We start from the raw sequence: 25,733 nt of genomic DNA, 5'->3' as shown, positions 1-25,733 counted from the left end.
ACAACCTGTTTGACTGCTTCAGTTTTAAACTCTTCGGGATAACGCTTACCGCTCATGGGCACCTCTCTTTAAGCCATCTTAAATGACTCTGAGGTGTCTGTTAAACCCGTGGCGATTCAGTGGCTTGTTTTTTCCAGGTTTTGTGACGCTGGCGGGATTTAATTATTGAGGTTGCAGGTTTGCGCACATAGATGCGTTAAAGCATTACAGATCAGCCAGATAGATCTGTTCCTGTTTTCATCACGGAATGAAAAAGATTTATTAGTAAGACGAAGTGAGGACGAAAGAGAATTAACGCAGGCGATATCTTTTTTTATTTATAACGCTTACACGATCAATAACAGGGATATTAGTCACCTAAAATCAGCGGACGATCATACAGCACAATATGCTTTGGATTTTGTGGCGAATACTTCACGGTTGTGCCGTTACCCTCGGCAAACCGCACAATTTCACGGCTATCCAGGAACTGAAACACGCTCGCCTGCACCTCCTGCCCCTCGCGGGTTTTGAAGCGCAACACCAGTTCACAATAGACAGAACGCCTGTCCATCCAGTTGGTGCGCTTAAGAGCAATAATATCGGCATTCGCACCGATCCCATGTTTCATCACATGGGCCTCGATAACTAGCTGGCGAACCCAGCGCAGCGCGTAATAAAGCAAGAACGCGGCCAGGACGACAATGAAGGCGGAAACAACATAGTCCAGGTGGTACGGCATAAGGTTATTTCCTGACCTGAGAAAACGGATTTTAATCGCCTAAAATCAATGGGCGATCAGACAGCGCAATACGCTTAGGATCTTTGGGATCATACTTAAGCGTCACACCATTTCCGGGCTCAAATTGCATAACGTCCTCTGCCGCTAACGGGCGCTCAAGACTCGACTCAACCTCAACGCCTTCGCGAGTTTTGAATTTAAAAGTCAGCCTGTAAACGGGTAGCCCTCCCTCAAATGAACCAGCACGACTCCTGGAGACAATAGTGGCTCCAACGCCAACACCATTTTTACGCACATCTGATTCCATCATTGTTTGTCGAATACCCGGTATCACCATCGAACCGGCCATGATCAAAACTCGAATGGCGACAATAGCGATAAAGAGATAAACGAGATATATCCATCTGAATTCCATTTTACAGCTCCATCATTTTAAACTATTAAAGTCAGAGCCTTAGAACTCCACCGTAACGCTCCTGACTCTAGTAAGACCCCAACCTGCTTGTAATCCAGCGGCACATTTTTCTTTTCAAATGCTTTTGAACTAATAGAAATAACATTACGTGAGATAGCTGTGTTCGCTACACCGATAGACAGAGCTTTATAATCAAACGCAACACCTGTAACCCCTTCCGACGCCCCAGTGAAGCTAAGACTATTCCCCGTCACGGCTTCCTTATGGCCACCCACGGTATAAGTTGATTTCGGTGCATCAAGATCGATGGAAACACCGCTGCGCAACGTTATGGTTTGCGGGCTGGTAATGGTAATTGTCCCGTTGTTAACGTTTTGCGTCCAACTGCCGCTGTTAACATTGATTGTCACGCCACCATCAATCGTCTCGGTTTGACCGCCTTTAACAGTGGTTATCAGCGCGCTGTCGAAGTTTTGCGTCACATTGCCAGTCACATGGTGTAATTCCGTGCCGGTAATATTCGTCGTGCGACCATCTTTGATCGTCACATTGTCGCCACCGCTGGTAATATCCAGCTTACGTCCGTGCTGAATGGTGGTGGTTTCGCTTTCATTAAATGTTTTGGTTTCCGCTTTCATGACCGTAGTGGTGCGTTTAGCCTGGTAGGTGAAGGTCGCATCTTCTGTCACGTCATCCGTCTGCGTCTTTTTGATGGTGGTGTTACGATGCCCATCAATGGTAACGGTCTGATCGTTTTCCACCGAAACCGCCATATCCTTCTCGGCGTGCAAATCCACCTTTTCACTACCCGGTTTATCTTCGAAAAACAGATAGCTGGCATTATCTTTATTGCCGTCTTTGCTGCGCGTCATAAAGCCCATCACTGTCGCCGCGGCGGGAAGTTCCCATGGCGGCATGCTGGACTCGTTATACACACGCCCGGTGATAATCGGACGATCCGGATCGCCATTAATAAAGTCGACAACCACTTCATCGCCAATTCGCGGGATCTGCACCCCACCAAATCCCTGCCCTGCCCACGCGCTGGAGACACGCACCCAGCAGGAACTGGTATCATCACCTTTCGATTGCCTGTCCCAATGGAATTTAACTTTCACACGACCATAACGATCGGTCCAGATGCTCTCGCCAGCCGGGCCGACGACGTTAGCCGTCTGCGGGCCGTAGGTTCGCGGCCAGGGGGTTTTCACTTCGGGACGATACGGTGTTGAAGCGGGAATAACAGAGAAATCAATGCGCTGCATGGTTTCACCTGCATCGCTTGAGGAGTAAGGGTTTTCACGGAAATCATATTCAGCGGCAGTAACCAGATAGTCGCCATTATCGCCGGTGAAAGGTGCGTTCCTCAACGTGAAAACAAACCCAGGCGCAATGCCGGTAGCCGTTGCCGAACCACCAATTTGCTGGTGATCCACCTGCCAACGCTCCTGGCGAATGCGGGCATATTTCTCACCATGGCTATGTTGTGTAAAACGACCGGGCCATTCATAAACATCAATATCGCCGGGTTTTGGCGATGCCGGGTTCTGCCGGGCCTGGAAAAGCCATGCATTCGGCTGGCGGAAGTCGTAATCCTCAAGGCTTAATTTTCCGGGCGTAACGCTATCTTCCATCGCCCACTGGCTAATCCCCTCTTCATCGGTCACGCCGCCAGAAGTTGTCGAATGATAGGGAATCGTTTCATAACCGGGGAAAGTTTCATGTTTTGAGTCGGTATCATTCAGTACCAACACATGACGATCCGCCTGATGGCGGAAGTAATAACTAATCCCTTCGAGTTCCATCAAGCGGCTTACAAATTCGAAGCTGCTTTCCTGATACTGAACGCAGTAATCCCAGACGCGATAATTCCCGGTCAGTTGGTCATCCACATTCACCTGATATTCGCTGAACAGCGTTTTGACAATTTCCGGCACGGTCTGCCCCTGAAAAATACGCATATTACGGTCGCGTTTCATCGGCCAGAGGTCTGACTCGACGGTAAGCGTATAGGCAGCATAACGCGTACCGGACAGCTCAACAGGACGCACACCCGCGCGAGTCACTTTACCGTTGAGGTAACGCGAAGTGGTAAGCGATTGGGTGGGCAGCGTCACGGTCACAGACTGTCCGAGCAACTTGCTACGATCGAGACGCGCATCTTCACCCAGCAGCGTCAGGTTAAATGAAAAAGGTTCCGAGAGGGCCTCATGACCAGTAAGCTGCCAAAATAGCAAATCACTTGCCGTGGGAAGTTGTACCGAAATACGCTGATTCATGCGTTTGCGTCCTTAGTACGGCGCGTGCCTCTGCACCTTAAACCTGTGTAAGCGCTGTCATACTCTTTGACAGAACATGTGAACCGTTTTCATTCTGGCTAACCGCCGGAAATTACTGCAACCAGGACAATACCAAACCGTTATTAAATTAATTTATATAATGTTCAGCTAAAGGTTCCGGGTATTTATTTCGCTGTTTTATACACAAAAGTTTACACAGAATACTCACTTTGCCCGGCTTATAGATAAGAATAATCTGAAGATAAAATAATACGCAGCATCGCGGAGTAGTCCATGCAAGAAGCCAATAACGTAGCACTCATCGCGGTGTGTGAAGCAACCCCGTTTTCGCAAGCGCAGTCGAAGGTAGAAATTGCAGGTATCGCCACAAATATCATCGTGCCGGGGCTGGTGCTGGAAGCCGCAGTCGAAATAGATGCCTGCCACTCTCTGCTTTTTTTGACCGACGATATTATTTTTGAAGAGTGGCTGACCATGGTGTTGATAGATATCAATCAGGGTGTGAAAGAGATTGTGCGTATTGGTCAGGCGTGGGCAAGTGGGCATTTTGAAAAATTGTCAGTCAAAGATGAGGAAATAACCTTTCGCTTCCTCGGCGACGCCGAATGGAGGGTAAAAATATCCCTCACAGCTCGTCTGCGTTTTCCTTTCTTTGCCGATCCACCAGCCGTTCATCGCGCACCGGGTTGGAAAAAATACCTCACCGTCGATTACGTAAAATAAAGGTCCGTACGCGCGAGCGCCTAAGCTAAACATCCACGTTCATTATTTGTTCGCTTTTTCGTCATAAAACGATCATCACCCGTGCTCTTAATGGTCGCCAGTTTAATGAAAAATCCGGAAGACTTATGAACAGCGCGTTGGCAGAAATCTCTGAAGACCACTTTTCGTCCCGGCATCAATTAAACATGGTGCCGAAGCAAAAGGTGCTGAGCGTGAAGAACTTACGCAAAGCCTATAACACGCACCAGACCGTGCTGCACGACATCAGTTTTGATCTGCACAGCGGTGAGATGGTCGGCGTGATTGGACGCTCCGGCGCAGGGAAATCCACGTTGCTGCATGTGCTAAACGGCACGCACAGCGCCACCTCTGGCGAAATTTTAAGTTTCCCGGAAGTGGGTACGCCGCGCGATGTCACGCATCTGAAAGGTCGTGCGCTTAATCAGTGGCGCAGCCAGTGCGGCATGATTTTTCAGGACTTCTGCCTGGTGCCGCGCCTCGACGTGCTGACCAATGTGCTGCTCGGTAGACTGAGCCAGACGTCGACGCTGAGATCCCTGTTTAAAGTCTTTACCGATGAAGACCGCGCCAGAGCAATCGCCTTGCTGGAGTGGCTGAACATGTTGCCGCATGCCTTGCAGCGTGCCGAAACGCTTTCCGGCGGTCAGATGCAGCGTGTCGCCATTTGCCGCGCACTGATTCAAAACCCCTCCCTTTTACTGGCGGACGAACCTGTCGCTTCGCTGGATCCGAAAAATACCCAGCGCATCATGGGCGTATTACGCGAAGTGAGCGAGCAAGGCATCAGCGTGATGGTGAACCTTCACTCCGTGGAGCTGGTGAAAGAGTATTGCACCCGCGTTATTGGCGTTTCCCAGGGACGGATTATTTTTGACGATCATCCCTCCCGGTTAACGCAGGACGTGCTGCAGGTGCTGTACGGCGATGAAATCAGTCAATTGCATTAATTATTCCTTCCAATGAGACGACACAGGCAATGACAATGAAAAAGCATATTTCTGGCGCATTACGTTTATCGGCATTGATGACAGGTCTTCTGCTGGCATGGCAGGCGGCTGCCGCTGAGCAGCCGAAGGAATTAAATCTGGGGATTTTGGGCGGCCAGAACGCAACCCAACAAATTGGTGATAACCAGTGCGTGAAAGAGTTTCTGGATAAAGAACTCAGCGTGGGCACTAAACTGCGCAACTCGTCTGACTATTCGGGTGTTATTCAGGGCCTGCTGGGTGGAAAAGTCGATGTGGTGCTGAGCATGTCGCCCTCTTCTTACGCATCCGTGTATATCAATAACCCGAAAGCCGTGGATATCGTCGGTATCGCGGTGGATGACAAAGACAAGTCGCGCGGTTACCACTCGGTGGTGATCGTGAAAGCCGACAGCCCGTACAAAAAACTGGAAGATCTGAAAGGCAAAGCGTTTGGCTTCGCCGATCCGGACTCCACTTCCGGTTACCTGATCCCGAACTACGCCTTCAAACAGAAGTTTGGCGGTAACGCGGACAATAAATACAACAATTACTTCTCCAGCGTCACCTTCTCCGGCGGCCATGAACAGGACATCCTCGGCGTGCTGAACGGCCAGTTCGCTGGCGCCGTCACCTGGACTTCGATGGTGGGCGATTACAACACAGGTTACAGCGTCGGGGCGTTTAACCGCCTGATCCGTATGGATCACCCGAACCTGATGAAAGAGATCCGTATCATCTGGGAATCGCCGCTGATCCCGAACGGCCCGATTCTGGTGAGCAACAGCCTGCCAGCCGATTTCAAAGCCAAAGTGGTCACCGCCATTAAGAAACTGGATACGGACAACCACGCCTGCTTCGTGAAAGCGATGGGCGGTACGCAGCATATCGGTCCGGGCAGCGTGGATGACTTTAAACAGATTATCGAGATGAAACGCGAGCTGGTTACCGCACGTTAATCCTTCGCCGCATCGATTCTCCGGCCCCTGGGTAAAACCAGGGGCTTTTATTCGATGGTCATACAGGATCTCCCGCTACGCATGAAGATGTCGAATACGCAGTTTGAGCACTACTATCAGCAAGTCAGAATGCGCCAGAAACGCGACACCGTCGCCTGGTCGCTGGTGTTGCTGGCGCTCTATTTCGCCGCCGGTAACGCGGCAGAATTCAATCTCGCCACCATTTGGCACTCGCTGCCGAACTTTATGGATTACATGCTGGAAACGGTGCCGACGCTGCACTGGCCGGTGCTGTTTGCCGACAGCCACACCAAAGGCTCGCTGGCGTACTGGGGTTACCGCTTGCCGATCCAGCTCCCGCTGATCTGGGAAACTCTGCAACTGGCGCTGGCCGCAACGCTGCTCTCATTCGCTATCGCCATCGTGCTGGCCTTTCTGGCGGCGGGCAACACCTGGTCTCCGCCGCCGGTACGCTTTGCCGTGCGTACGCTGGTCGCTTTTTTACGCACCATGCCGGAGCTGGCGTGGGCGGTGATCTTCGTAATGGCATTTGGCATCGGGGCGATCCCCGGTTTTCTGGCGCTGGCGCTGCACACCGTTGGTAGCCTGACCAAGCTGTTTTATGAAGCGGTTGAGAGCACGCATGACAGACCGGTACGCGGGCTGGCCTCCTGCGGCGCGACACATCTGCAACGCATTCGCTTCGCTTTGTGGCCACAGGTGAAACCGATTTTTCTCTCTTATGGCTTTATGCGCCTTGAAATTAACTTTCGTTCCTCGACCATTCTTGGCCTGGTCGGCGCGGGCGGCATTGGTCAGGAGCTGATGACCAACATAAAACTCGACCGTTACGATCAGGTCAGCATCACGCTGCTGCTAATTATTATCGTCGTTTTCGTGCTTGATACGCTCTCTGGCCGCTTGCGCCAGTGGGTGCTGGAGGGGAAAAAGTGACCAACTGGCAAGCCGTACCGAATGTGGAATTGAGCCGCAAATTAAACCGAAAACTGTTCCAGGCGCAGGGGCGTTATCTGCGCCGCCTCGGGTTTATCGCCCTTGCCGTGCTGCTCTATTACGTCTGGTTCTTTATGCAGTTCGGCATTCCTGCTGAACAGGCGCTGACCGGCATGCAGCAAATCGGCCGCTATATTTTGCGTATGTTCGTCTGGCACGATTTTCTCAACTGGCCGTTTGGTTACTACTTCACGCAGATTGGCATTACGCTGGCGATTGTCTTTGCCGGCACAACGACCGCCACACTATTCGCGCTGTTGTTGTCGTTTTTTGCCGCCCGCAACATCATGAAAGGCGGCATTGCGGGCGTTATCGCCTTTTTCGTGCGCCGCCTGTTCGATATGCTGCGCGGCATTGATATGGCGATCTGGGGGCTGATTTTTGTGCGCGCCGTCGGGCTTGGGCCGCTTGCCGGGGTGCTGGCGATCATCATGCAGGACACCGGCCTGCTCGGTCGGCTGTACGCCGAAAGCCACGAAGCGGTGGATCGCTCGCCTGGGCGCGGCTTAACCGCCGTGGGCGCGGGCGGCCTGCAGAAACACCGCTTCAGTACCTTTACCCAATCTTTCCCGACGTTTCTGGCACTGAGCCTGTATCAAATTGAGTCCAATACCCGCTCGGCAGCGGTGCTTGGGTTTGTTGGCGCGGGCGGGATTGGTTTGATTTATGCCGAAAATATGCGGCTGTGGAACTGGGATGTGGTGATGTTTATCACCGTGATTCTGGTGATGGTAGTGATGTTAATGGATAGCGCGTCGGCCTGGCTGCGCCGACGCTATATTACCGGCAAGCCAGTGCCGCTTTTCAAGCCGGAGTAAGTTGCCGGGGCTTCAATGCCCCGGCAGGTTAGCCATAATAAATATTCGCGTTTATATATCCTTTTTTAGTTTGTCCCACTCACCCTCCACTTTGCTTTTGAACGTGGCTTGTTTGTCCTGTTTGCAGGCTTCAATCACGGCAGGCGTCACCGTTTCAATCCCCTGAACATCCACCACCGCTTCTTCAGGTTTGTCCTTACTGTTTAACGCCTCAGCAATGCCGATGGCAGTTGGCTGGAAAGAGGCTTTCAGCGCGAGAAAATCCTCACATGTCCAGCTATTCACGGGTTTACCTTTATCTGCTGCCTGTGTCGCAGCGGAAACCAGCAGCAAGCTGCCAACGATGATGCTAACGGTTGTTTTCATTCACTTCTCCTTATTAATGGCTCATATCATTGAAAAAACTGCTATTCCTTAGGGGCTAAATGATGCGGTGAACGCGCGCGTGGATGGATAAAGAAATGCCCTTTCGGCGCATTATCAGCGGTGATGGCGACCAGGGTCACAGTGCCTTGTTTGCCGCGCTTGTCATGCAGCGCGTAGACCAGAAAGGGGAGGATCAGCACAATCACAAAACAGATAACCAGCAGCGTGACGTACTTCTCGTCGGCGCTTTCGCCGCCAAGTGAGGCCGGTGGATAAAAAGAGACGATAAAGGCCAGCAGCGACACCAAAAAGCCCAGCCCCGCTACCGCGAGCCTGAATCCCTTTGCGCCGGGAATACGAAAGGTGCGTTTGAGCAGCGGCTGTTTGTGAATTAACTGCATATAGCCGAGGAACAATAAAAAATAGCTACACAGATAAATCACCACCGTCAGCGTCAGGGCAACCAAAAAGGACATATTGCTCCCGCCCCCCGAATTGGTAAGCACCACCAGCGCAACAGATGTCATCAATAGTTGGCTCACAACCAGCGTCACCGGCACACCATTTTTATTCACCCTGGCGAATGGCGCAGGCAGTATGCCTCGCTGCGCGGTGACATACATGCCGCGAGACGGGCCAACAATCCATGAGGCGATCTCCGCCAGCACACCCATTACCAACAGAGCTGCAGTGACTTTTACGGCCCAGGAGAATCCGGCACCGTAATGGGTGATTAACACGCTGAAGGTTTGAACGACCCCTGCAGAAAGATTGATTTCGTTATATGGGATCACGGCCGCAACTGACAAGCCGCCAATCGAGCTGAGGCAAATCGCGGCGATCATCAGCAATATCATTGCCAGCGGATAGTCACGGCCTGGGTTGCGCATTTCGTTAACATGCGTAGCCGACGCCTCAACGCCCATATAACTCAGAATGAACGCCACAAAGACCACCAGCGTGCCGAGTTGGGTGAAATCCGGGACAAATGTCGACATATCAAAGGTGATGGCCAGCGGCGCACCGCTGAGGAGATAAGCGATGGCCAGTACCACGAGGATAGCGGCAGGAAGCAGGATGCCGCCAAAGAAGCCAAATTTGGCGATTTGCGCGGTATATTTCGTGCCACCAAATTGGGTAAATGCCAGCCCCCAAAGAATGATTAACGCGGCGATAGTTTTCGTCAGCGGGTCACTGTTCAGCGCTGGCCAGTCAAGGATATAAGCCAGCGCGCCCAGCACGAAGTAGAGCATCGGGATAAAACCGATCGCGATTTGCAGATAACCAAACGAAATCGCCGCAAACCCCCAGCGTTCTCCCAGCGTTTTTGATACCCAGGTAAAGATCCCACCCTCTTCCCAGCCCTCAACCGTGGCCATTTCAGCCGCACACAGGCCAACCGGAATAAACCATAAAATGCCGCCCAGTAATAAGAAAAAAACCAGACTGAAACCCGATGTCGCAAACGTCGGGTATTCATACACCGCCATCACCATGGATGCGGTGATAGCAAAAAAACCAATCATGGATAATGACTTAGCCGGAACGCTTTTGTTCGCCGCCTCCATGGCACTTCTCCTTTTATAGCGAAACTTTCCGGGACTCAGGCGTGATTAAAACCACTGGCTTCTTCAGCACTGAGCGGGCTACTGACCGGATGGCGGGAAAAGTAGTCAAGTGCGCGCTTAATATCGTCCACCAACAAGCTGGCGAGATCACGGCTTACGCCGTGGCGCACCAGCACCCTCTGGATAACCAAATCTTCGCGATGGGCTGGCATTGAATAGGCGGGCACTTGCCAGCCACGGCTGCGCAGGCGATCTGCAAGGTCATAAAGGGTGTATCCGCCAATGGCGCGCTCAGCGCGCAGCGTCCACGCCAGCGCGGGAATGCCTTGCTGACTGTTGCCATCGAACAAGATTTTGAACGGCCCAAGTCTGTCGATTTCCCGCGCCAGATACTGCGCTGTCAGGTAACAGGCGTGATGAATTTTCGCGTAGCCTTCCCGTCCCAGACGCAGGAAATTGTAATACTGAGCAATGACCTGCCCGCCAGGCCGGGAAAAGTTGAGGGCGAACGTCGGCATGTTGCCGCCGAGGTAGTTAACATTAAAAATCAGTTCTTCCGGCAAATCGGCGGCTTCGCGCCATACGACCCAACCGGCGCCCAGCGGCGCAAGACCGAATTTGTGGCCAGAGGCATTAATTGATTTCACCCGTGGCAGACGAAAATCCCACGCAATATCCGGCGCGCAGAACGGTGCCAGAAACCCGCCGCTGGCACCGTCAACATGAATAGGAATATCAAGGCCGGTTTCCTGGTGCAGATTATCCAGCGCGTCATGCACGGCTTTTACCGGCTCATACTGGCACGAGAAGGTGACGCCCATCGTCGGGACAACGCCAATGGTGTTCTCATCAACCCGCTTGATCACCTCTTCGGCGTTCATCACTAACCGCTGGCCTTGCAGGGGAATTTCGCGCAGCTCAACATCAAAATAGCGGGCAAATTTGTGCCAGCAGATTTGCACGGGTCCGCAGATCAGGTTCGGTTTGTCGGTAGGTTTGCCTGCAGCAGCTTGTTTTTTCCGCCAGCGCCATTTCAGCGCCAGGCCGCCGAGTATTGCCGCTTCAGAGGAACCAATCGTCGAGCAGCCGAGCGTGTTTTCCGCCTCCGGTGAGTGCCATAAATCGGCCAGCATATGTACGCAGCGAGACTCAATTTCAGCCGTTTGCGGGTATTCGTCTTTATCGATCATGTTCTTGTCGATGGACAAATCCATCAATGTCCGAATTTCATCATCGACCCATGTCTGGCAAAACGTTGCCAGATTTTGTCGTGAGTTACCGTCAAGCATTAATTCGTCGCGTACTGCGGCAAAGACATTGCGCGGATCCCGTTCTTTAGCGGGGAACTGGTGTTTTTCCAGGGACGAAGATAACTCCAGGGAGGCATAAATATCGTCTATGCCAGGGTATTGCTCATCCATGTGCCCTCTCCTTATGGGTGCATTCGCTAATTCGTTATGCCTGAGAAAGCTATAAACCCTGATTTTTATTTTTTCAAACGAATGGAATTTCCTTATCCAGTAATTAAATCAATGGAAACGGGGTGTAATCACACTGAATTTAAAAGGAAAAAACCATTAATTGGAGAAATGTATATTTATTAACAAGAGCAGCTAACCTGCTGATATAAATAACCATCGTCATTATCTTAATTTATATTTTATGAGAAGAATTCAGATCTTATATGGCCGGGAATCGTTATTTTTCGCCTGACTATATTCTTCTTTCTCTGATATATCTTTTACGTTCCGCATAAAATCCGCCGCGCAACAGGGGTTAAAAAATGGCAGGTCTTGCAAAACGCCATTGATTTGCTAAACCGTTTTAGTTAATTTTTAGCAATACTTTTTGTCAGGAGAAAAGCATGTCAGCCAGAGTCTGGTGTCTGGGCGATGCCGTGGTGGATTTACTGCCGGAAGCACCGGGTCATTTAATGCAGTGCCCCGGCGGCGCGCCAGCGAATGTTGCGGTCGGCGTTGCGCGGTTACAGGGAAATAGCGGCTTTATTGGCCGCGTCGGTGATGATCCGTTTGGTCGTTTTATGCAACACACGCTGTCCACAGAACAGGTCGATATCGCGTTTATGCGTGCCGACCCGGCGCAGCGCACCTCCACGGTGGTGGTGGCGCTGGACGATGACGGTGAACGTTCGTTTACCTTTATGGTACGCCCCAGCGCCGACCTGTTTCTTACCGAAAGCGACCTGCCAGAATTCCAGCGCGGCGAATGGCTGCACTGCTGCTCGATTGCGCTGGCGGCAGAACCGTCGCGATCCACCACCTTCTCCGCCATGCAGCGGGTGCGCAGCGCAGGCGGCTTTGTCAGCTTCGATCCCAATATCCGCCAGGATCTCTGGACAGACGCCACGCAGCTTCGCCAGTGCCTGAGCCAGGCCTTAACGCTGGCCGATGTGGTGAAACTGTCTGAAGAGGAGCTGGCGTTTTTTTCCGCTTCCACACAGCTGGAAGCCAGCATGCAAGCCATGGCGACGCGTTACGCCATCAGCTTATTGCTGGTGACACAAGGAAAAGCGGGCGTTACCGCCTGGCACAGCGGCAAAATTTTCCACTACCCCACGTTGCCGGTGGTGAGCGTCGATACCACCGGCGCGGGCGATGCGTTTGTTGCCGGGCTGTTGTGGGGGCTGGCGGAACACGGCCTGCCGGACTGCGCAGCGCAGTTGTCCGCGAGACTTGCCAGTGCGCAGATCTGCGGTGCGCTGGCGACCACCGCCAAAGGTGCGATGACCGCCCTGCCGTATCACCACCAGCTTATGGAACAATGCCGCTAATTTGGCGCGCCTGCCGCTTCGTTTTGCGAGCCGTCTCACAATCACTAAACCGGTTTAGCAAATTTCATTGCGTGGAGAAATTGGCCTTGATTATGATTCGAAACCTAAACCGGTTTAGCAAAATAACTCTGTGATGATGGCTCTTCCTTAGGGATGCAAAAAGATGAAAAAAAGCACGCTCGCCGTAACCCTTGGTTTGATATTAAACGCTGGTGCCGCTCACGCCGCCGACCCCAGCATGAGCAGCATTGAAGCGCGTCTCGCCGCACTGGAACAGCGCCTGCAAGCCGCAGAACAACGCGCTAATGCCGCCGAAAACCGTGCGCAGGCCGCCGAAAAACAGGCACAACAACTGACTGCCGCCCAGCAAAAGAACCAGGCTACCACCGCCCCGGTTGAGCAGCGCATCGCCAAACTGGAACAAAAAGCCGCTGACGAAGGCGGGTTTGAATTCCACGGCTACGCCCGTTCTGGCCTGCTGATGAACAACTCGGCCGCCAAAACGCAGGGGGGCCCAACGGTGACGCCAGCCGGAGAAACCGGCGGCCACGTTGGTCGTCTGGGGAATGAGCCGGATACGTATGTTGAGATGAACCTGGAGCATAAACAGACGCTGGCGAACGGTGCGACCACGCGCTTTAAAGTGATGCTCGCCGACGGGCAGAAAACCTATAACGACTGGACGGCCTCCTCAAGCGATCTCAACCTGCGCCAGGCATTTACCGAAATCGGCCATCTGCCAAGCTTTAGCGGCGCGTTTAAAGACTCTACCGTCTGGGCCGGTAAACGTTTTGACCGCGACAACTTCGACATCCACTGGATAGACTCTGACGTGGTGTTCCTCGCCGGGACCGGCGCGGGCGTTTACGACATGAAGTGGGGCGACAACGCTCGCAGCAACGTCTCGATTTACGGGCGCACCTTCGGTGATATTGAAAACAGCGAAAACACCGCGCAGAACTACATTCTCTCGCTGAATAACTTCTACGGTCCGGTACAGTTGATGGTCAGCGGGATGCGCGCCAAAGACAACGACGACCGCCTCGATCTCGACGGCAACAAAGTGAAGAGCGATGCGGCGAACACCGGCGTACATGCCCTGCTCGGCCTGCATAACGACAGCTTCTATGGCCTGCGCGAAGGCTCAGCGAAGACCGCGCTGCTGTATGGTCACGGCCTGGGTGCGGAAGTGAAATCCATCGGTTCCGACGGTGCGCTGCTGCCGGAAGCCAATACCTGGCGTCTTGCCAGCTACGGCATTACGCCGCTCGGCGGCGGCTGGCATATTGCCCCGGCACTGCTGGCGCAGACCAGCAAAGATCGCTATGTCAAAGGCGACAGCTATCAATGGGCTACTGCCAACGTGCGCCTGATTCAGGGCTTTACCGAAAACTTCGAGATGCAGTATGAAGGCAGCTATCAGTACATGGATCTGCGCCCGGAAGGTTACAACAGCCGCAACGCGGTCAGCGGCAACTTCTACAAACTCACCGTCGCCCCAACGCTGAAAGCCAGCGATGTGGGTGAATTCCTCAAACGCCCGGAAATCCGCCTGTTCGCCACCTGGATGGACTGGGATCATCGTCTGGATAAATATGCGAGCTCCGATGCCTTTGGCAGCGACGGTTTCAAGGCCGGCGGCGAATGGAACTTCGGCGTACAAATGGAAACCTGGTTCTGATGAAACGGCTCCTTCGGGAGCCCTTTTTGCCGGTTAGTCCCACAAAAACGATAAAACAGAGGTTTTTATGGATTTTGCACAAATTTCCCGGTCGCTACTGCCGCTGCTGGGAGGCAAGGACAATATTGCCAGCGCCGCACACTGCGCGACACGCCTGCGCCTGGTGCTGGTGGAAGACGCTAAAGCAGACACTGCCGCGATTGGCAAAGTCGACGGCGTAAAGGGGTGCTTTCGTAACGCTGGTCAGTTGCAGATTATCTTTGGCACAGGCGTAGTGAACAAAGTCTACGCCGCGTTTATTGCCGAAGCCGGCATCAGCGAAACCAGTAAATCGGAAGCGGCAGACATTGCCGCGCGTAAGCTTAACCCGTTCCAGCGTATCGCCCGTTTGCTCTCCAACATTTTTGTGCCGATCATTCCGGCGATTGTCGCCTCCGGCCTGTTGATGGGCCTGCTGGGGATGGTGAAAACCTACGGCTGGGTCAGCGCCGACAACGCGCTCTATATCATGCTCGACATGTTCAGCTCGGCGGCGTTTATCATTCTGCCGATCCTGATTGGTTTTACTGCCGCGCGCGAATTTGGCGGTAACCCGTACCTTGGCGCTACGCTTGGCGGCATTCTGACCCACCCGGCGCTGACCAACGCCTGGGGCGTGGCGGCAGGCTTCCACACCATGAATTTCTTCGGCATTGAAGTGGCGATGATCGGCTACCAGGGCACGGTCTTCCCGGTGCTGCTGGCGGTATGGTTTATGAGCCTGCTGGAAAAGCAACTGCGCCGGGTGATCCCGGATGCGCTGGATCTGATCCTCACCCCATTCCTGACGGTGATTATCTCCGGCTTTGTCGCGATGTTGATTATCGGCCCGGCGGGTCGCGCGCTCGGCGACGGCATCTCGTTTGTGCTCAGCACGCTTATTACCCATGCCGGATGGCTGGCCGGTTTGCTGTTCGGCGGCTTGTATTCGGTGATTGTCATTACCGGCGTACACCACAGCTTCCATGCCATTGAAGCCGGGCTGTTGGGTAACCCGTCGATTGGCGTTAACTTCCTGCTGCCAATCTGGGCGATGGCAAACGTGGCGCAGGGCGGCGCGTGCCTGGCGGTATGGTTTAAAACCAAAGACGCGAAGATTAAAGCGATTACCCTGCCCTCGGCGTTCTCTGCCCTGCTCGGCATTACCGAGGCGGCAATTTTCGGTATCAACCTGCGCTTTGTAAAACCGTTTATCGCCGCATTGATTGGCGGCGCGGTCGGCGGTGCGTGGGTGGTGTCGGTGCATGTTTATATGACGGCGGTTGGCCTGACCGGCCTACCAGGGATGGCGATTGTGCAGGCCAGCTCGCTGCTGAATTATATTATCGGCATGGCTATCGCCTTTAGCGTCGCCTTTGTTATCTCTTACCTGCTGAAATACAAAACGGACTCTGAATAATGGCTTCACAACCGCTGCTACCCGCCATTTTACAGGCGGTGATGAAAGGTCAACCGAATGCGTTGAAGGACAGCCACTACCCTGGCTGGCACCTGGCGCCAACCACCGGGCTGCTCAACGATCCGAACGGGTTTATCCACTTTGCCGGACGCTACCACCTGTTCTACCAGTGGAATGCGCTGGGCTGCCAGCATTTGCACAAGTGCTGGGCGCACTGGAGTTCAGAGGACTTAGTGCACTGGCAGCATGAACCCATCGCGTTGATGCCTGATGAAGAGTACGACCGCAGCGGTTGTTATTCCGGCAGCGCCGTCGATAACAATGGCGTCCTGACGCTTTGTTATACCGGCAATGTCAAATTCGATGACGGCACGCGCACCGCGTGGCAGTGCCTGGCGGTGCAAAACAGCGCGGGCGGCTTCGACAAGCTCGGCCCTGCTCTCCCCCTGCCGCACGGCTACACCGGCCACGTTCGCGACCCGAAAGTGTGGCGGCACGGCGATTATTGGTACATGGTGCTGGGTGCGCAGGATTTGCAATTACAGGGCAAAGTTTTACTGCTGCGTTCCGAAAACTTGTGGAACTGGCAAAACCTTGGCGAAATCGCCGGTAGCGGGCTGGGCGGTCTGGGTGATGCGGGCTACATGTGGGAGTGCCCGGACATGTTCACGCTTAACGGCAGTACGTTTTTAATCTGCTGCCCGCAAGGCGTGGCGCGCGAAGAGAAGCGTTATCTGAACACTTACCCAAGTGCTTACTTAAGCGGTCAGCTCGACTACGCCAGTGCGAGCTACCAGCACGGTGAATTTCACGAACTGGACGCCGGGTTTGAGTTTTATGCCCCGCAAACCACGCTCAGCGCCGACGGACGCCGCCTGCTGGTGGGCTGGATGGGCGTGCCGGACGGCGAAGAGATGCGCCAGCCGACCGTTGCCAATGGTTGGATCCACCAGATGACCTGCCTGCGCGAGCTGACCTCCCACAATGGAAAACTCTACCAGCAACCCGTCAAGGAGTTGCAGGCGCTGCGCGGTGAACAGCAACAGTATCGCGGCGTGGCGCACAAGATACCCGCGCTGGATGCGCAGCGCATGGAGCTGGTGCTGGAAAGTGCAGGTGGCGTAACGCTGAATTTCGCCGATACGCTGATCCTCGAATGGCATCACGATGAACTGCGCCTTTCACGCCGCAGCCTGGAGAACGGCGCATGGCTGTACCGGTACTGGAACGGATGTGCGCATAAGTTGCAGATCCTTTGCGACCACTCAAGCATAGAGATCTTTATCAACGATGGCGAAGGGGTGATGAGCAGCCGCTACTTCCCGGTTCATCCGGCGCAAATAACCCTGACGGGAGACGCAGAAGTGCAGGCCAGCTACTGGTCGTTACGTGCTTGCATGGTAGAATAAGTGCTTGTTTCCTTAACCGATGCACAACCGTGAGAAAAACAAAACGCGTTACCATCAGTGATATCGCCGCGCTGGCGGGTGTGTCGAAAGCCACCGCCAGCCTGGTGCTTAACGGCCGCGGTAAAGAGCTGCGCGTGGCGCAGGAGACGCGCGATCGCGTACAGGCCATCGCCCAGCAGCATCATTACCAGCCCAGCATTCACGCCCGCCTGCTGCGTGAAAACCGCAGCCATACGCTGGGGCTGGTGGTGCCGGAAATCACCAACTACGGTTTCGCTGTTTTTTCTCACGAACTGGAAAATCTCTGCCGCGAAGCCGGTTTGCAACTGCTTATCTCCTGTACCGATGAAAACGCCAGCCAGGAAACGGTGGTGGTCAATAACCTGGTTGCGCGCCAGGTGGACGGGCTGATTGTCGCCTCCAGCATGCAAAACGACGCCGACTATGTGAAGCTCAGCGAGCAGTTGCCAGTGGTGCTATTTGACCGCCATATCAATGACACACAGTTGCCGTTGGTGATCACCGATTCGCTGACGCCGACCGCCGAGCTGGTCGAACGGCTGGCACGCGCCAACCCTGATGAAGTGTACTTTCTTGGCGGGCAACCACGCCTGTCACCCACCAAAGACCGCCTTGCCGGGTTTATGCAAGGGCTGGAGCGCGCCGGTGTTACGCCGCGCCCGGAGTGGATTATTCACGGTAATTACCATCCGAGCAGCGGTTATGAGATGTTCGCCGCCCTGTGCGCAAAACTGGGGCGCCCGCCCAAAGCATTATTCACCGCCGCCTGCGGCCTGCTGGAAGGGGTTCTGCGTTATATGAGCCAGCACCATTTGCTGGAGAGCGATATTCATATCGCCAGCTTCGACGATCACTATTTATATGATTCGCTGACGCTGCCGATTGATACGGTGGAGCAGAATGTCCCGCGCCTCGCGCAGGACTGCTTTGATATCATCACCCAGATGATAGAAGGCAATGAGCCGGCTTCACCGCAGCGCGTGCTACCCGCCACGCTGCGCGTTCGCCACCCCGCTTCATAAGAATCCCCCCTCTCCTGTTTGCTCTATTTTTAATCATGCAGCCTTACTGGCGGCATCACACAAACAGGAGAGAATAATGAGCACATCACCGTTCAGCAAAACCCCATCGGTGTCGGTTATTGACAACCGTGGCCTGGCGGTGCGCAACATCGCCTATCACCGCCATCCCGACACGCCACAGAGCACTGATGAACGCATCACCCGCCATCAATTTGATGCACGCGGCTTCCTGACACGCAGCGCCGATCCGCGTCTGCACAATACCGGGCTAGCGAACTTTATCTGGCTAACGGATCTCAGCGGCGATGTACTGCGTACTCAGAGCGTAGATGCAGGCATCACTATCAACCTGAACGATGCCAGCGGCCGCCTGTTTACCTCGGTCAGCAATATTCGTGCCACTGACGATGGTGCTGAAGACCGAAGCCTGCTGGTGATTCGCCGCTGGCAGTATGAAGACGTCTCGATGCCAGGACGCCCGCTGAGCGTGACTGAACAAATAGCTGACGCAGCAGCACGTATTGCGGAGCGCTTTGTGTATGCGGGAAACACGGAAGCGGAGCAGGCGCTAAACCTCGCAGCGGTATGCGTCAGCCATTACGACCCGGCTGGCCTGCTTTCGACAAACAGCGTTTCCCTGAGCGGTGTACCGCTTTCTGTCACCCGCCAGTTACTGCCGGATGACGCAGAAGCAGACTGGCAGGGGGCGGACGTCTCGGCGTGGAACGACCTGCTGGCGGGCGAAACCTACACCACAACCAGCACAGTGGACGCCGCCGGGAATGTGCTGACCACCACCGATGCGAAAGGCAATATCCAGCGCGTGGCGTTTAATGTGGCGGGTCTGCTGAAGGGCAGCTGGCTGACGGTAAATGGCGGTTCAGAGCAGGTTATTGTGAAATCCCTGACTTACTCCGCCGCCGGGCAGAAGCTGCGCGAGGAACACGGTAACGGCGTGGTGACCACGTATTCCTATGAAGCCGAAACCCAGCGTCTGGTGGGTATCAGAACCGAACGCACGACAACTGCGAAAGTGCTGCAGGACCTGCGCTATGAGTACGACCCGGTAGGCAACGTGCTGGTGATTACCAACGACGCCGAGGAGACGCGTTTCTGGCGCAATCAGGAAGTTGTTCCCGAAAACACCTACGCCTACGACAGCCTGTACCAGCTGGTCAGCGCCAGCGGACGCGAAATGGCCAGTGCGGTGCAGCAGAACAGTAACCTCCCTGATTTCATCTCCTTCGACAGCGCCACTTACACGAACTACTCCCGCATTTACACCTACGACAACGCCGGTAATCTGACGAAAATTCAGCACAGCGCGCCCGCGTCCGGCAATAACTACACGACATCAGTTACCGTCAGCGACCGCAGCAACCGGGCGGTAATCAGCACACTCACGGAAAATCCGGCCGATGTGGAGGCGCTGTTCACTGCCGGTGGTCAGCAGAAACAGCTTTTACCGGGGCAGAGCCTGCTGTGGACAGCGCGCCAGGAGCTGCAGAAAGTCACACCCGTAACACGCGACGGTGCAGCCGACGACAGCGAACGTTACCGTTACGATGCCAGCAGCCAGCGCATCATCAAAATCACCTCTCAGCTGACCGGCAACAGCACGCAGACAAAACGGGTGATTTATCTTCCGGGGCTGGAGCTGCGCAGCAGCAGCGCGGAAACACTTCAGGTGATAACAGTAGGAGAGGCCGGGCGCGCGCAGGTGCGGGTGCTGCACTGGGTAAGTGGCCAGCCCGCCGGTGTCAGCAATGACGCGGTGCGTTACAGCTACGACAACCTTACCGGCAACAGCGCACTGGAAGTGGACGGCAGCGGCGAGCTTATCAGCCAGGAAGAGTATTACCCGTTCGGCGGTACGGCGTTATTCGCCACGCGCGGCCAGCTGGAGGCGGATTACAAGACCATCCGATATTCCGGCAAGGAGCAGGATACGACGGGGCTTTATTATTACGGCTATCGTTATTATCAGCCGTGGGCGGGACGGTGGCTCTCAGCAGATCCGGCGGACACGGTGGACGGGATTAATTTGTTCAGGATGGTGCAGAATAATCCTGTCACGCTGGAGGACAACGATGGGCTGGCTCCGGGGAAAAGATATGTCTATTTTCCTTTTCTGGATGAAGCAAGGATTTTACGTTTGGTAAAAGCGAATCAAGCCAGGATGGAAAGGAATAAATCGGATTATGTAACGGTTATCAAATCTGAGGATGAAGATAAGTTTAACGAACTTGTTGAGACACATTTTTCCCATTCGCCTGAAAGCGATGAAGAACTTAAGGAAAGTATGTTGTTCAATGTGGTGAATAACTTGCAGGAGATGGGGAAAAATGACCAGTTAATTATCAATTCACATGGCCTACCCGCCAGCAGTTATTTTTATGGTGAACGTATCGGTGAATCTCTTCCTCAAATTTCTGCCGGTGAAGTGGCGCAAACGCTGGTCACTGATTTTGAGCTCCCTGCGACGGCAAAAATAAAGATCAGTGCCTGTTATAGTGCGCAAGGTAAAGGTGATAATATTGTTATTGACAACACGATAAAATCGAGTGGAAAAACACTTCGATTCATCGCGAAAAATAGAGGCTCATTTTCCGCATCTTTAGCCGGAAAACTAGAAGAGAGTTTACTTGAATTACAACCCAAAAGAGATAAAGGAAACGTTTACGGATATTTAGGCACTACTGTTTTCTTCCCCTTCAAACAGAAAAATATCACTATTTCAGAAAATGGAAAATTTGTTAAAAAAGAAGCAAGAGCAAAACCAGCTTACTTTAAAAAGAAAATTCAAACCCCAGAAGGAAACTTTGAAATCAAAGAGATAAAAGTAAAAAGAAGCCTGACACGGACGAATGCATTAGGAATGAATGCTGAGCACCACTAAGTAAGATTCGCTTTGGCAGCTGGCATAAATAAGGTGTGGCTGTTAACCGGATATTTTTTGCCGCTAAAGGGAGAAGTTTGTCATACCGACTTCTCCCTTTTACTTGCTGCCGTTTTAGGCGGTGAGTGTACTGTTTACCCGGTGTGCTACCGGTTAAACGGCACGCCCTCTAATGGTTGCTGCAATTTCCCCGGAGCCTGTAACGAGCCACAACTGTTGGGCTGCGGGGCATTTTCCATCACGCCGCGCACAAATTTCAGCTCATCGTCAAAAGCAACGTTAACCACACCGTTATGCGTAATCCCGGGGTAGGTCTTCCACTCCACCGCATTGCCACCCGCGCAGAGCGCAGCGATGGCGGCGTACTGGTGATGTGGCGACAACGTGTGATCGGCAAGCCCGGTTGCGGTAAACAGCGGCGCAGGAAAGGTTTTCACTGGCATATCCGTTACCGCAAGCAATGTTGACTCCACCTGTTTTGTGCCACCGATAAACACCGTGTCACCCGTGAGTTTTTCCCGCCGTTCGTAACGCCCCAGTTCCGGCATACAGGATGTTCTGGCGAGCGCCAGCATCTTCGTGCCTTGATCCGTCACCCATTTTTCTGCTGCCGGTGCGCCGTCCGGCAGCGAACCGCCAATGATGCGCAGCAGCGTAAAGCGGGTGGGATCGCGCAGCCCTGGTCGCGCAGGCCCCGGTTTGATCGGACCATCCGGAAAAGTGGCGACCACACCGGTGGCTATTGTCGCGCGCAGCTTGAGTTCCGGTGCGTAATCCGGCGCGAGCAGGCTGGCACCAAGCGATGCGCCGGAGCCTTGCGACTGACCGCTGATCACCAGATTATTTGCCAATTGTGGCGTGCTGTTGAGCACAGCGCGCACGCTGTCCAGCACCGAACGCCCTTCGGCTTCCCAGTTCATATACGGGTGTGGGCCTGGCCCGCCAAGCCCCTGGTAATCGGTGGCGACGACGGCAAAACCCTGCTTCAGCCACTGATTGATATAGTGCGCATCCCGTGGGGTCGGGTTAGTCCAGGAAGGCGCACAGCTATCGGCAACGCCCAGCGTGCCGTGCGCCCAGGCAACAAGTGGCCAGCCGCCTTTTGCCGCTTGCCCTTTCGGCAACCACAGCGTACCGCTGACCGGCACGATGCCAGCATTCCAGCGTTTATCCCGCGAGGTATAAAGAATGCGCGTGATCTGGCTGGCATCGGTAATATCAGGCTGACCGGGAATCGGCTCTTCACGCAGCATCACGCCGGGTTTAGCGGGTAACGCGCCATCCCAGATATAAAACGGCGAAAGCGTTTGATCACCTGCCGCAGGGCCAACCGGCAACGCGTTGCTCCAGGCGTTCGCGCCGTTGGCCCACATTGTAAGGGCGCAAATCACATAGTTGAGATGGCGGCAAACTTTCACGTTTTTCTCCATACATAGCGGGATGTTAGCCGTCAGTAAACGGAGTTGGCGGCCAGAATTCAAACCGAAAGTGTGAGTAATTTATTCATGCCAGTTGCTTTTCCCTCGCCACTTACTTTAGAGTTTCCTAAATTTAGACAATACTAAAATACAATGACCAGTCCCGATATCACCTTACTGCAAGCGCAGGCTGAGAAAGCATCTGCCCTGCTGAAAGCGATGAGTAACCCGCATCGTTTACTGATCCTCTGCATGCTGTGCGATGCGCCTGGTACGTCTGCCGGGGAATTAAGCGCCGTAACAGGCCTTAGCCCCTCCGCCACGTCGCAGCATCTGGCGCGGATGAAGGAGGAAGGGTTGATCGAAAGCCAGCGCCAGGCGCAGCGGGTGAACTACTTCATTAAAGCGCCAGCGATCCGCACGCTGGTCCACACGCTGAAAACCCTTTATTGCCCGGAGGAATAGCCATGCAATACACCCTCGTCAGCCCCAAAGAAGCCAGCGCGCAGCAGCAAAACGGTGCGCTGATTGTTGATATTCGCCAGGTGGATGAATTTCGTCGCGAACATTTACCCGACGCGGTTTCCCTGCCGCTGGACGACGTGCTTGCCGGACAAACCATTACGCAAATTTCGCCGGACCAAACGGTTATTTTCCATTGCCAGTCCGGCATGCGCACGCAACAAAACGCCGACGCATTAGTGCGCGCGGCTGCGCCCGCAAAAGTTATGATCCTCGACGGTGGGCTCAATAACTGGAAGCGCGAAAAGCTGCCGACGGTGCAGGATAAACGCCAGCCGCGCCCGCTGATGCAGCAGGTGCAGATTGTGGCAGGCAGCCTGATCCTGCTCGGTGTGGTGCTTGGTTTTACGCTTCACCCTAATTTCTTTCTGCTGTCGGGTTTTGTTGGCGCGGGTTTGCTGTTCGCAGGTCTGAGCGGCTGGTGCGGCATGGCGCTTCTGCTGGCGAAAATGCCGTGGAACCGCAGTTAAGCAGGTTTGCGCTGCCAGAAGTGGGTAATTGCCCACACAGAAAAGTCGCCAGATAATGGCGCTTTCAAACGGAGAGTCATTGATGGACAAAAAACAGAGTGAGATGAGCAAGTTTTTAAGCTACGTCTTACGCCATGAACCCCAGGCGATTGGGTTGACGCTGGATGCGGAAGGCTGGGCGAATATCGACGCGCTGATCGCGGGTGCTGCATCGCAAGGTTATACGTTTACCCACGAGCTGATCCTCCAGATTGTCGAGACCAGCGATAAAAAGCGCTTCACCTTATCTGCCGATGGTGCATCAATCCGCGCCGCGCAGGGGCATTCCACCGCGCAGGTCAATATTTCCTATCAACCGAAAGCGCCGCCAGAAACGCTTTATCACGGCACGGCAACACGGTTCCTTGACGACATTCTGGCCCAAGGGCTCGAAGCAAAATCGCGCCAGTATGTGCACTTATCCGCCGATGAAGTCACAGCAACGGCAGTTGGGCTGCGCCATGGGAAACCGGTGGTATTGCGAATTAACGCAGGCGAGATGCAGACGCAGGGCTTTGTTTTCTATCAAGCTGATAACGGCGTGTGGCTCACCGAATCAGTACCGCCTTCATTTATTGCGCAGTAAAAAAGCCCGCACCTGCCGATTATCCTCTGGGTCAAATGAGTGATATATTTCAGGGCCTAACCCCAAGGAGACGTCATGGCGGAATTTGATTCACTTGCGCAGGATCTGCTGGCGCAGGCAGAGACTGACCAGCAGCGACAGCAGGAACGGGACCGGGTACTACTGGATCAAGTGCTGGAAATTTACGGCCAGAAATATGTGGCGGAGCAGTTAAAAAAAGCGGGTAAAGCCGAGTGGAGCCGCGAATCGCTCAACCGCTGGATCAACGGCAAAGGCAATCCGAGAACATTCACCGCCGCCGAAGAAGCGCAGCTTCGCAGCTTGCTGCCCTCCCCACCCGCCCATCACCCGAACTATCGTTTTCGCTTTATCGATCTCTTCGCCGGTATCGGCGGTATTCGCAGCGGGTTTGAAGCCATTGGCGGGCAGTGCGTGTTTACCAGTGAATGGAATAAAAACGCGGTACGCACCTATAAAGCTAACTGGTACAACGATCACGCCACGCATACCTTCAATCAGGATATTCGCGAAGTGACGCTGAGCGGCAACCCGAACGTTTCCGAAGCCGACGCCTACGCGCATATCGCCGCAACGATCCCCGACCATGATGTTCTGCTCGCCGGTTTTCCCTGCCAGCCCTTTAGCCTTGCGGGCGTGAGTAAAAAGAACGCCATGGGCCGTGCGCACGGCTTTGAGTGCGAAGCGCAGGGCACGCTGTTTTTCGATGTGGCGCGCATTATCAAAGCCCGTCACCCGGCCATCTTCGTGCTGGAAAATGTTAAAAATTTAAAGAGCCACGACAAAGGCAAAACCTTCAGCGTGATCATGAATACGCTGGATGAACTGGGCTATGACGTTGCTGACGCCGCGCTGAACGGCAAAGATGACCCGAAAATCATCGATGGCAAACACTTCTTACCCCAGCACCGCGAGCGCATTGTGCTGGTGGGTTTTCGCCGCGATTTAGACCTCGCCGACGGTTTTACCCTGCGCGATATCGACCGTTTTTATCCGGCAAAACGGCCCGCATTCGGTGAGCTACTGGAGCCGACCGTCGACAGCAAATATGTGTTGTCGCATAAGCTGTGGGATTACCTCTATCGCTACGCGAAAAAGCACGCCGCGAAAGGCAATGGTTTTGGCTTCGGGCTGGTTGATCCAACCCGCGCCGATAGCGTGGCGCGCACTCTTTCGGCGCGTTATCACAAAGATGGTTCGGAAATTCTTATCGACCGCGGCTGGGATAAAGCTCTCGGCGAGGCCGATTTTGCCAATACGGAAAATCAGGCACGTCGCCCGCGACGGCTGACACCACATGAATGTGCGCGTTTGATGGGGTTTGAAAAAGTGGGCGAAAAACCGTTTCGCATTCCGGTTTCCGATACGCAAGCCTATCGCCAGTTTGGTAACTCGGTTGTCGTTCCCGTCTTCGCCGCCGTGGCAAAACTGCTGGAACCCCGTATTGCTCTCGCCGTAAAACGCCGCAAAAAAATCTAAAACACTTTCCCGGCGCGCAAGGCGCCGGCACTTATTTAAGTCTTATTTAAGTGTTTAAAAAGTGATCATA

General features: G+C 54.0%; 22 protein-coding genes. 15 read left to right on the top strand and 7 right to left on the bottom strand.

What is annotated here, in order from left to right:
- Positions 1-349: 349 nt before the first annotated feature.
- The 3 genes from JKP81_RS16565 to JKP81_RS16555 are packed head-to-tail and all read right to left on the bottom strand — an operon-like array spanning position 350 to position 3,415.
- Positions 350-721: a DUF3592 domain-containing protein gene (locus JKP81_RS16565; protein ID WP_200552585.1), complete on the bottom strand. Its 372-nt coding sequence runs from the start codon at positions 719-721 to the stop codon at positions 350-352.
- A 31-nt stretch (positions 722-752) separates the two neighbouring features.
- On the bottom strand, positions 753-1,136 hold the full coding sequence (locus JKP81_RS16560) for a DUF3592 domain-containing protein (protein ID WP_200552584.1): 384 nt from the start codon (positions 1,134-1,136) through the stop codon (positions 753-755).
- 17 nt (positions 1,137-1,153) lie between these two features.
- A complete protein-coding gene (locus tag JKP81_RS16555) occupies positions 1,154-3,415 on the bottom strand; it encodes a type VI secretion system Vgr family protein (RefSeq protein WP_200552583.1) in 2,262 nt (753 codons plus the stop codon).
- A 294-nt stretch (positions 3,416-3,709) separates the two neighbouring features.
- Between JKP81_RS16555 and JKP81_RS16550 the strand changes: the two genes are divergently transcribed.
- The 5 genes from JKP81_RS16550 (at position 3,710) to phnE (JKP81_RS16530) (ending at position 7,936) form a co-directional block, all read left to right on the top strand.
- Positions 3,710-4,159, top strand: a complete 450-nt coding sequence (locus JKP81_RS16550) for a hypothetical protein (protein ID WP_200552582.1) — start codon at positions 3,710-3,712, stop codon at positions 4,157-4,159.
- A gap of 125 nt (positions 4,160-4,284) precedes the next feature.
- Positions 4,285-5,127: a phosphonate ABC transporter ATP-binding protein gene (gene phnC, locus JKP81_RS16545; protein WP_200552581.1), complete on the top strand. Its 843-nt coding sequence runs from the start codon at positions 4,285-4,287 to the stop codon at positions 5,125-5,127.
- A gap of 35 nt (positions 5,128-5,162) precedes the next feature.
- Positions 5,163-6,104 carry a phosphonate ABC transporter substrate-binding protein gene (phnD, locus tag JKP81_RS16540; protein ID WP_200552580.1) on the top strand — a complete coding sequence of 314 codons (942 nt, stop codon included), beginning with the start codon at positions 5,163-5,165 and terminating at the stop codon, positions 6,102-6,104.
- An 81-nt stretch (positions 6,105-6,185) separates the two neighbouring features.
- Positions 6,186-7,058 carry a phosphonate ABC transporter, permease protein PhnE gene (phnE, locus tag JKP81_RS16535; protein WP_200552579.1) on the top strand — a complete coding sequence of 291 codons (873 nt, stop codon included), beginning with the start codon at positions 6,186-6,188 and terminating at the stop codon, positions 7,056-7,058.
- A complete protein-coding gene (gene phnE / locus JKP81_RS16530; protein WP_200552578.1) occupies positions 7,055-7,936 on the top strand; it encodes a phosphonate ABC transporter, permease protein PhnE in 882 nt (293 codons plus the stop codon). The genes phnE (JKP81_RS16535) and phnE (JKP81_RS16530) overlap by 4 nt, the downstream gene beginning before the upstream one ends.
- A gap of 51 nt (positions 7,937-7,987) precedes the next feature.
- Here the strand turns inward: phnE (JKP81_RS16530) and hdeA are convergent, their stop codons facing one another.
- From hdeA to JKP81_RS16515, 3 genes are read right to left on the bottom strand one after another with little or no spacing between them, the layout of a single operon-like run.
- Positions 7,988-8,302, bottom strand: a complete 315-nt coding sequence (gene hdeA / locus JKP81_RS16525) for an acid-activated periplasmic chaperone HdeA (RefSeq protein WP_200552577.1) — start codon at positions 8,300-8,302, stop codon at positions 7,988-7,990.
- A gap of 41 nt (positions 8,303-8,343) precedes the next feature.
- A complete protein-coding gene (gene gadC, locus JKP81_RS16520) occupies positions 8,344-9,870 on the bottom strand; it encodes a glutamate:gamma-aminobutyrate antiporter (RefSeq protein ID WP_200552576.1) in 1,527 nt (508 codons plus the stop codon).
- Positions 9,871-9,905: 35 nt separating this feature from the next.
- Positions 9,906-11,291, bottom strand: a complete 1,386-nt coding sequence (locus tag JKP81_RS16515) for a glutamate decarboxylase (RefSeq protein WP_200552575.1) — start codon at positions 11,289-11,291, stop codon at positions 9,906-9,908.
- A 443-nt stretch (positions 11,292-11,734) separates the two neighbouring features.
- Here JKP81_RS16515 and JKP81_RS16510 point away from each other — a divergent pair, with 443 nt between their 5' ends.
- The 6 genes from JKP81_RS16510 to JKP81_RS16485 all read left to right on the top strand — a co-directional run bounded on the left by JKP81_RS16510 (position 11,735) and on the right by JKP81_RS16485 (position 21,131).
- Entirely contained in the window at positions 11,735-12,661 is a 927-nt protein-coding gene (locus JKP81_RS16510) for an aminoimidazole riboside kinase (protein ID WP_200552574.1), read from the top strand.
- A gap of 163 nt (positions 12,662-12,824) precedes the next feature.
- Positions 12,825-14,342, top strand: coding sequence for a carbohydrate porin (locus JKP81_RS16505; RefSeq protein WP_200552573.1), 1,518 nt, complete (start codon positions 12,825-12,827; stop codon positions 14,340-14,342).
- A gap of 67 nt (positions 14,343-14,409) precedes the next feature.
- Entirely contained in the window at positions 14,410-15,780 is a 1,371-nt protein-coding gene (locus tag JKP81_RS16500) for a sucrose-specific PTS transporter subunit IIBC (RefSeq protein ID WP_020454890.1), read from the top strand.
- The gene (locus tag JKP81_RS16495) at positions 15,780-17,189 is read left to right on the top strand and encodes a sucrose-6-phosphate hydrolase (RefSeq protein WP_200552572.1); all 1,410 of its coding nucleotides are present in this window, start codon (positions 15,780-15,782) and stop codon (positions 17,187-17,189) included. Before JKP81_RS16500 ends, JKP81_RS16495 begins: the two co-directional genes overlap by 1 nt.
- A gap of 29 nt (positions 17,190-17,218) precedes the next feature.
- On the top strand, positions 17,219-18,232 hold the full coding sequence (locus JKP81_RS16490; protein ID WP_200552571.1) for a substrate-binding domain-containing protein: 1,014 nt from the start codon (positions 17,219-17,221) through the stop codon (positions 18,230-18,232).
- A 76-nt stretch (positions 18,233-18,308) separates the two neighbouring features.
- Entirely contained in the window at positions 18,309-21,131 is a 2,823-nt protein-coding gene (locus JKP81_RS16485) for an RHS repeat protein (protein WP_234455678.1), read from the top strand.
- 146 nt (positions 21,132-21,277) lie between these two features.
- Here JKP81_RS16485 and JKP81_RS16480 read toward each other — a convergent pair whose 3' ends face one another.
- A complete protein-coding gene (locus JKP81_RS16480; protein ID WP_200552570.1) occupies positions 21,278-22,549 on the bottom strand; it encodes a lipase family protein in 1,272 nt (423 codons plus the stop codon).
- Between the two features lie 153 nt (positions 22,550-22,702).
- Here JKP81_RS16480 and JKP81_RS16475 point away from each other — a divergent pair, with 153 nt between their 5' ends.
- The 4 genes from JKP81_RS16475 to JKP81_RS16460 all read left to right on the top strand — a co-directional run bounded on the left by JKP81_RS16475 (position 22,703) and on the right by JKP81_RS16460 (position 25,663).
- The gene (locus JKP81_RS16475) at positions 22,703-23,014 is read left to right on the top strand and encodes a helix-turn-helix transcriptional regulator (protein WP_200552569.1); all 312 of its coding nucleotides are present in this window, start codon (positions 22,703-22,705) and stop codon (positions 23,012-23,014) included.
- A 2-nt stretch (positions 23,015-23,016) separates the two neighbouring features.
- A complete protein-coding gene (locus tag JKP81_RS16470) occupies positions 23,017-23,541 on the top strand; it encodes a rhodanese family protein (protein ID WP_200552568.1) in 525 nt (174 codons plus the stop codon).
- Positions 23,542-23,623: 82 nt separating this feature from the next.
- Positions 23,624-24,166 (top strand): RNA 2'-phosphotransferase, encoded by a 543-nt coding sequence (locus JKP81_RS16465; RefSeq protein ID WP_200552567.1) that lies wholly within the window; start codon positions 23,624-23,626, stop codon positions 24,164-24,166.
- A gap of 75 nt (positions 24,167-24,241) precedes the next feature.
- Positions 24,242-25,663: a DNA cytosine methyltransferase gene (locus JKP81_RS16460; protein WP_200552566.1), complete on the top strand. Its 1,422-nt coding sequence runs from the start codon at positions 24,242-24,244 to the stop codon at positions 25,661-25,663.
- Positions 25,664-25,733 lie beyond the last annotated feature (70 nt).

Origin of the sequence: Kosakonia sp. LAM2021 (genome assembly GCF_016620385.1) — a bacterium.
GTDB classification, from domain to species: Bacteria; Pseudomonadota; Gammaproteobacteria; order Enterobacterales; family Enterobacteriaceae; genus Kosakonia; species Kosakonia sacchari.
This window is presented reverse-complemented; position numbering and strand designations above follow the sequence as displayed.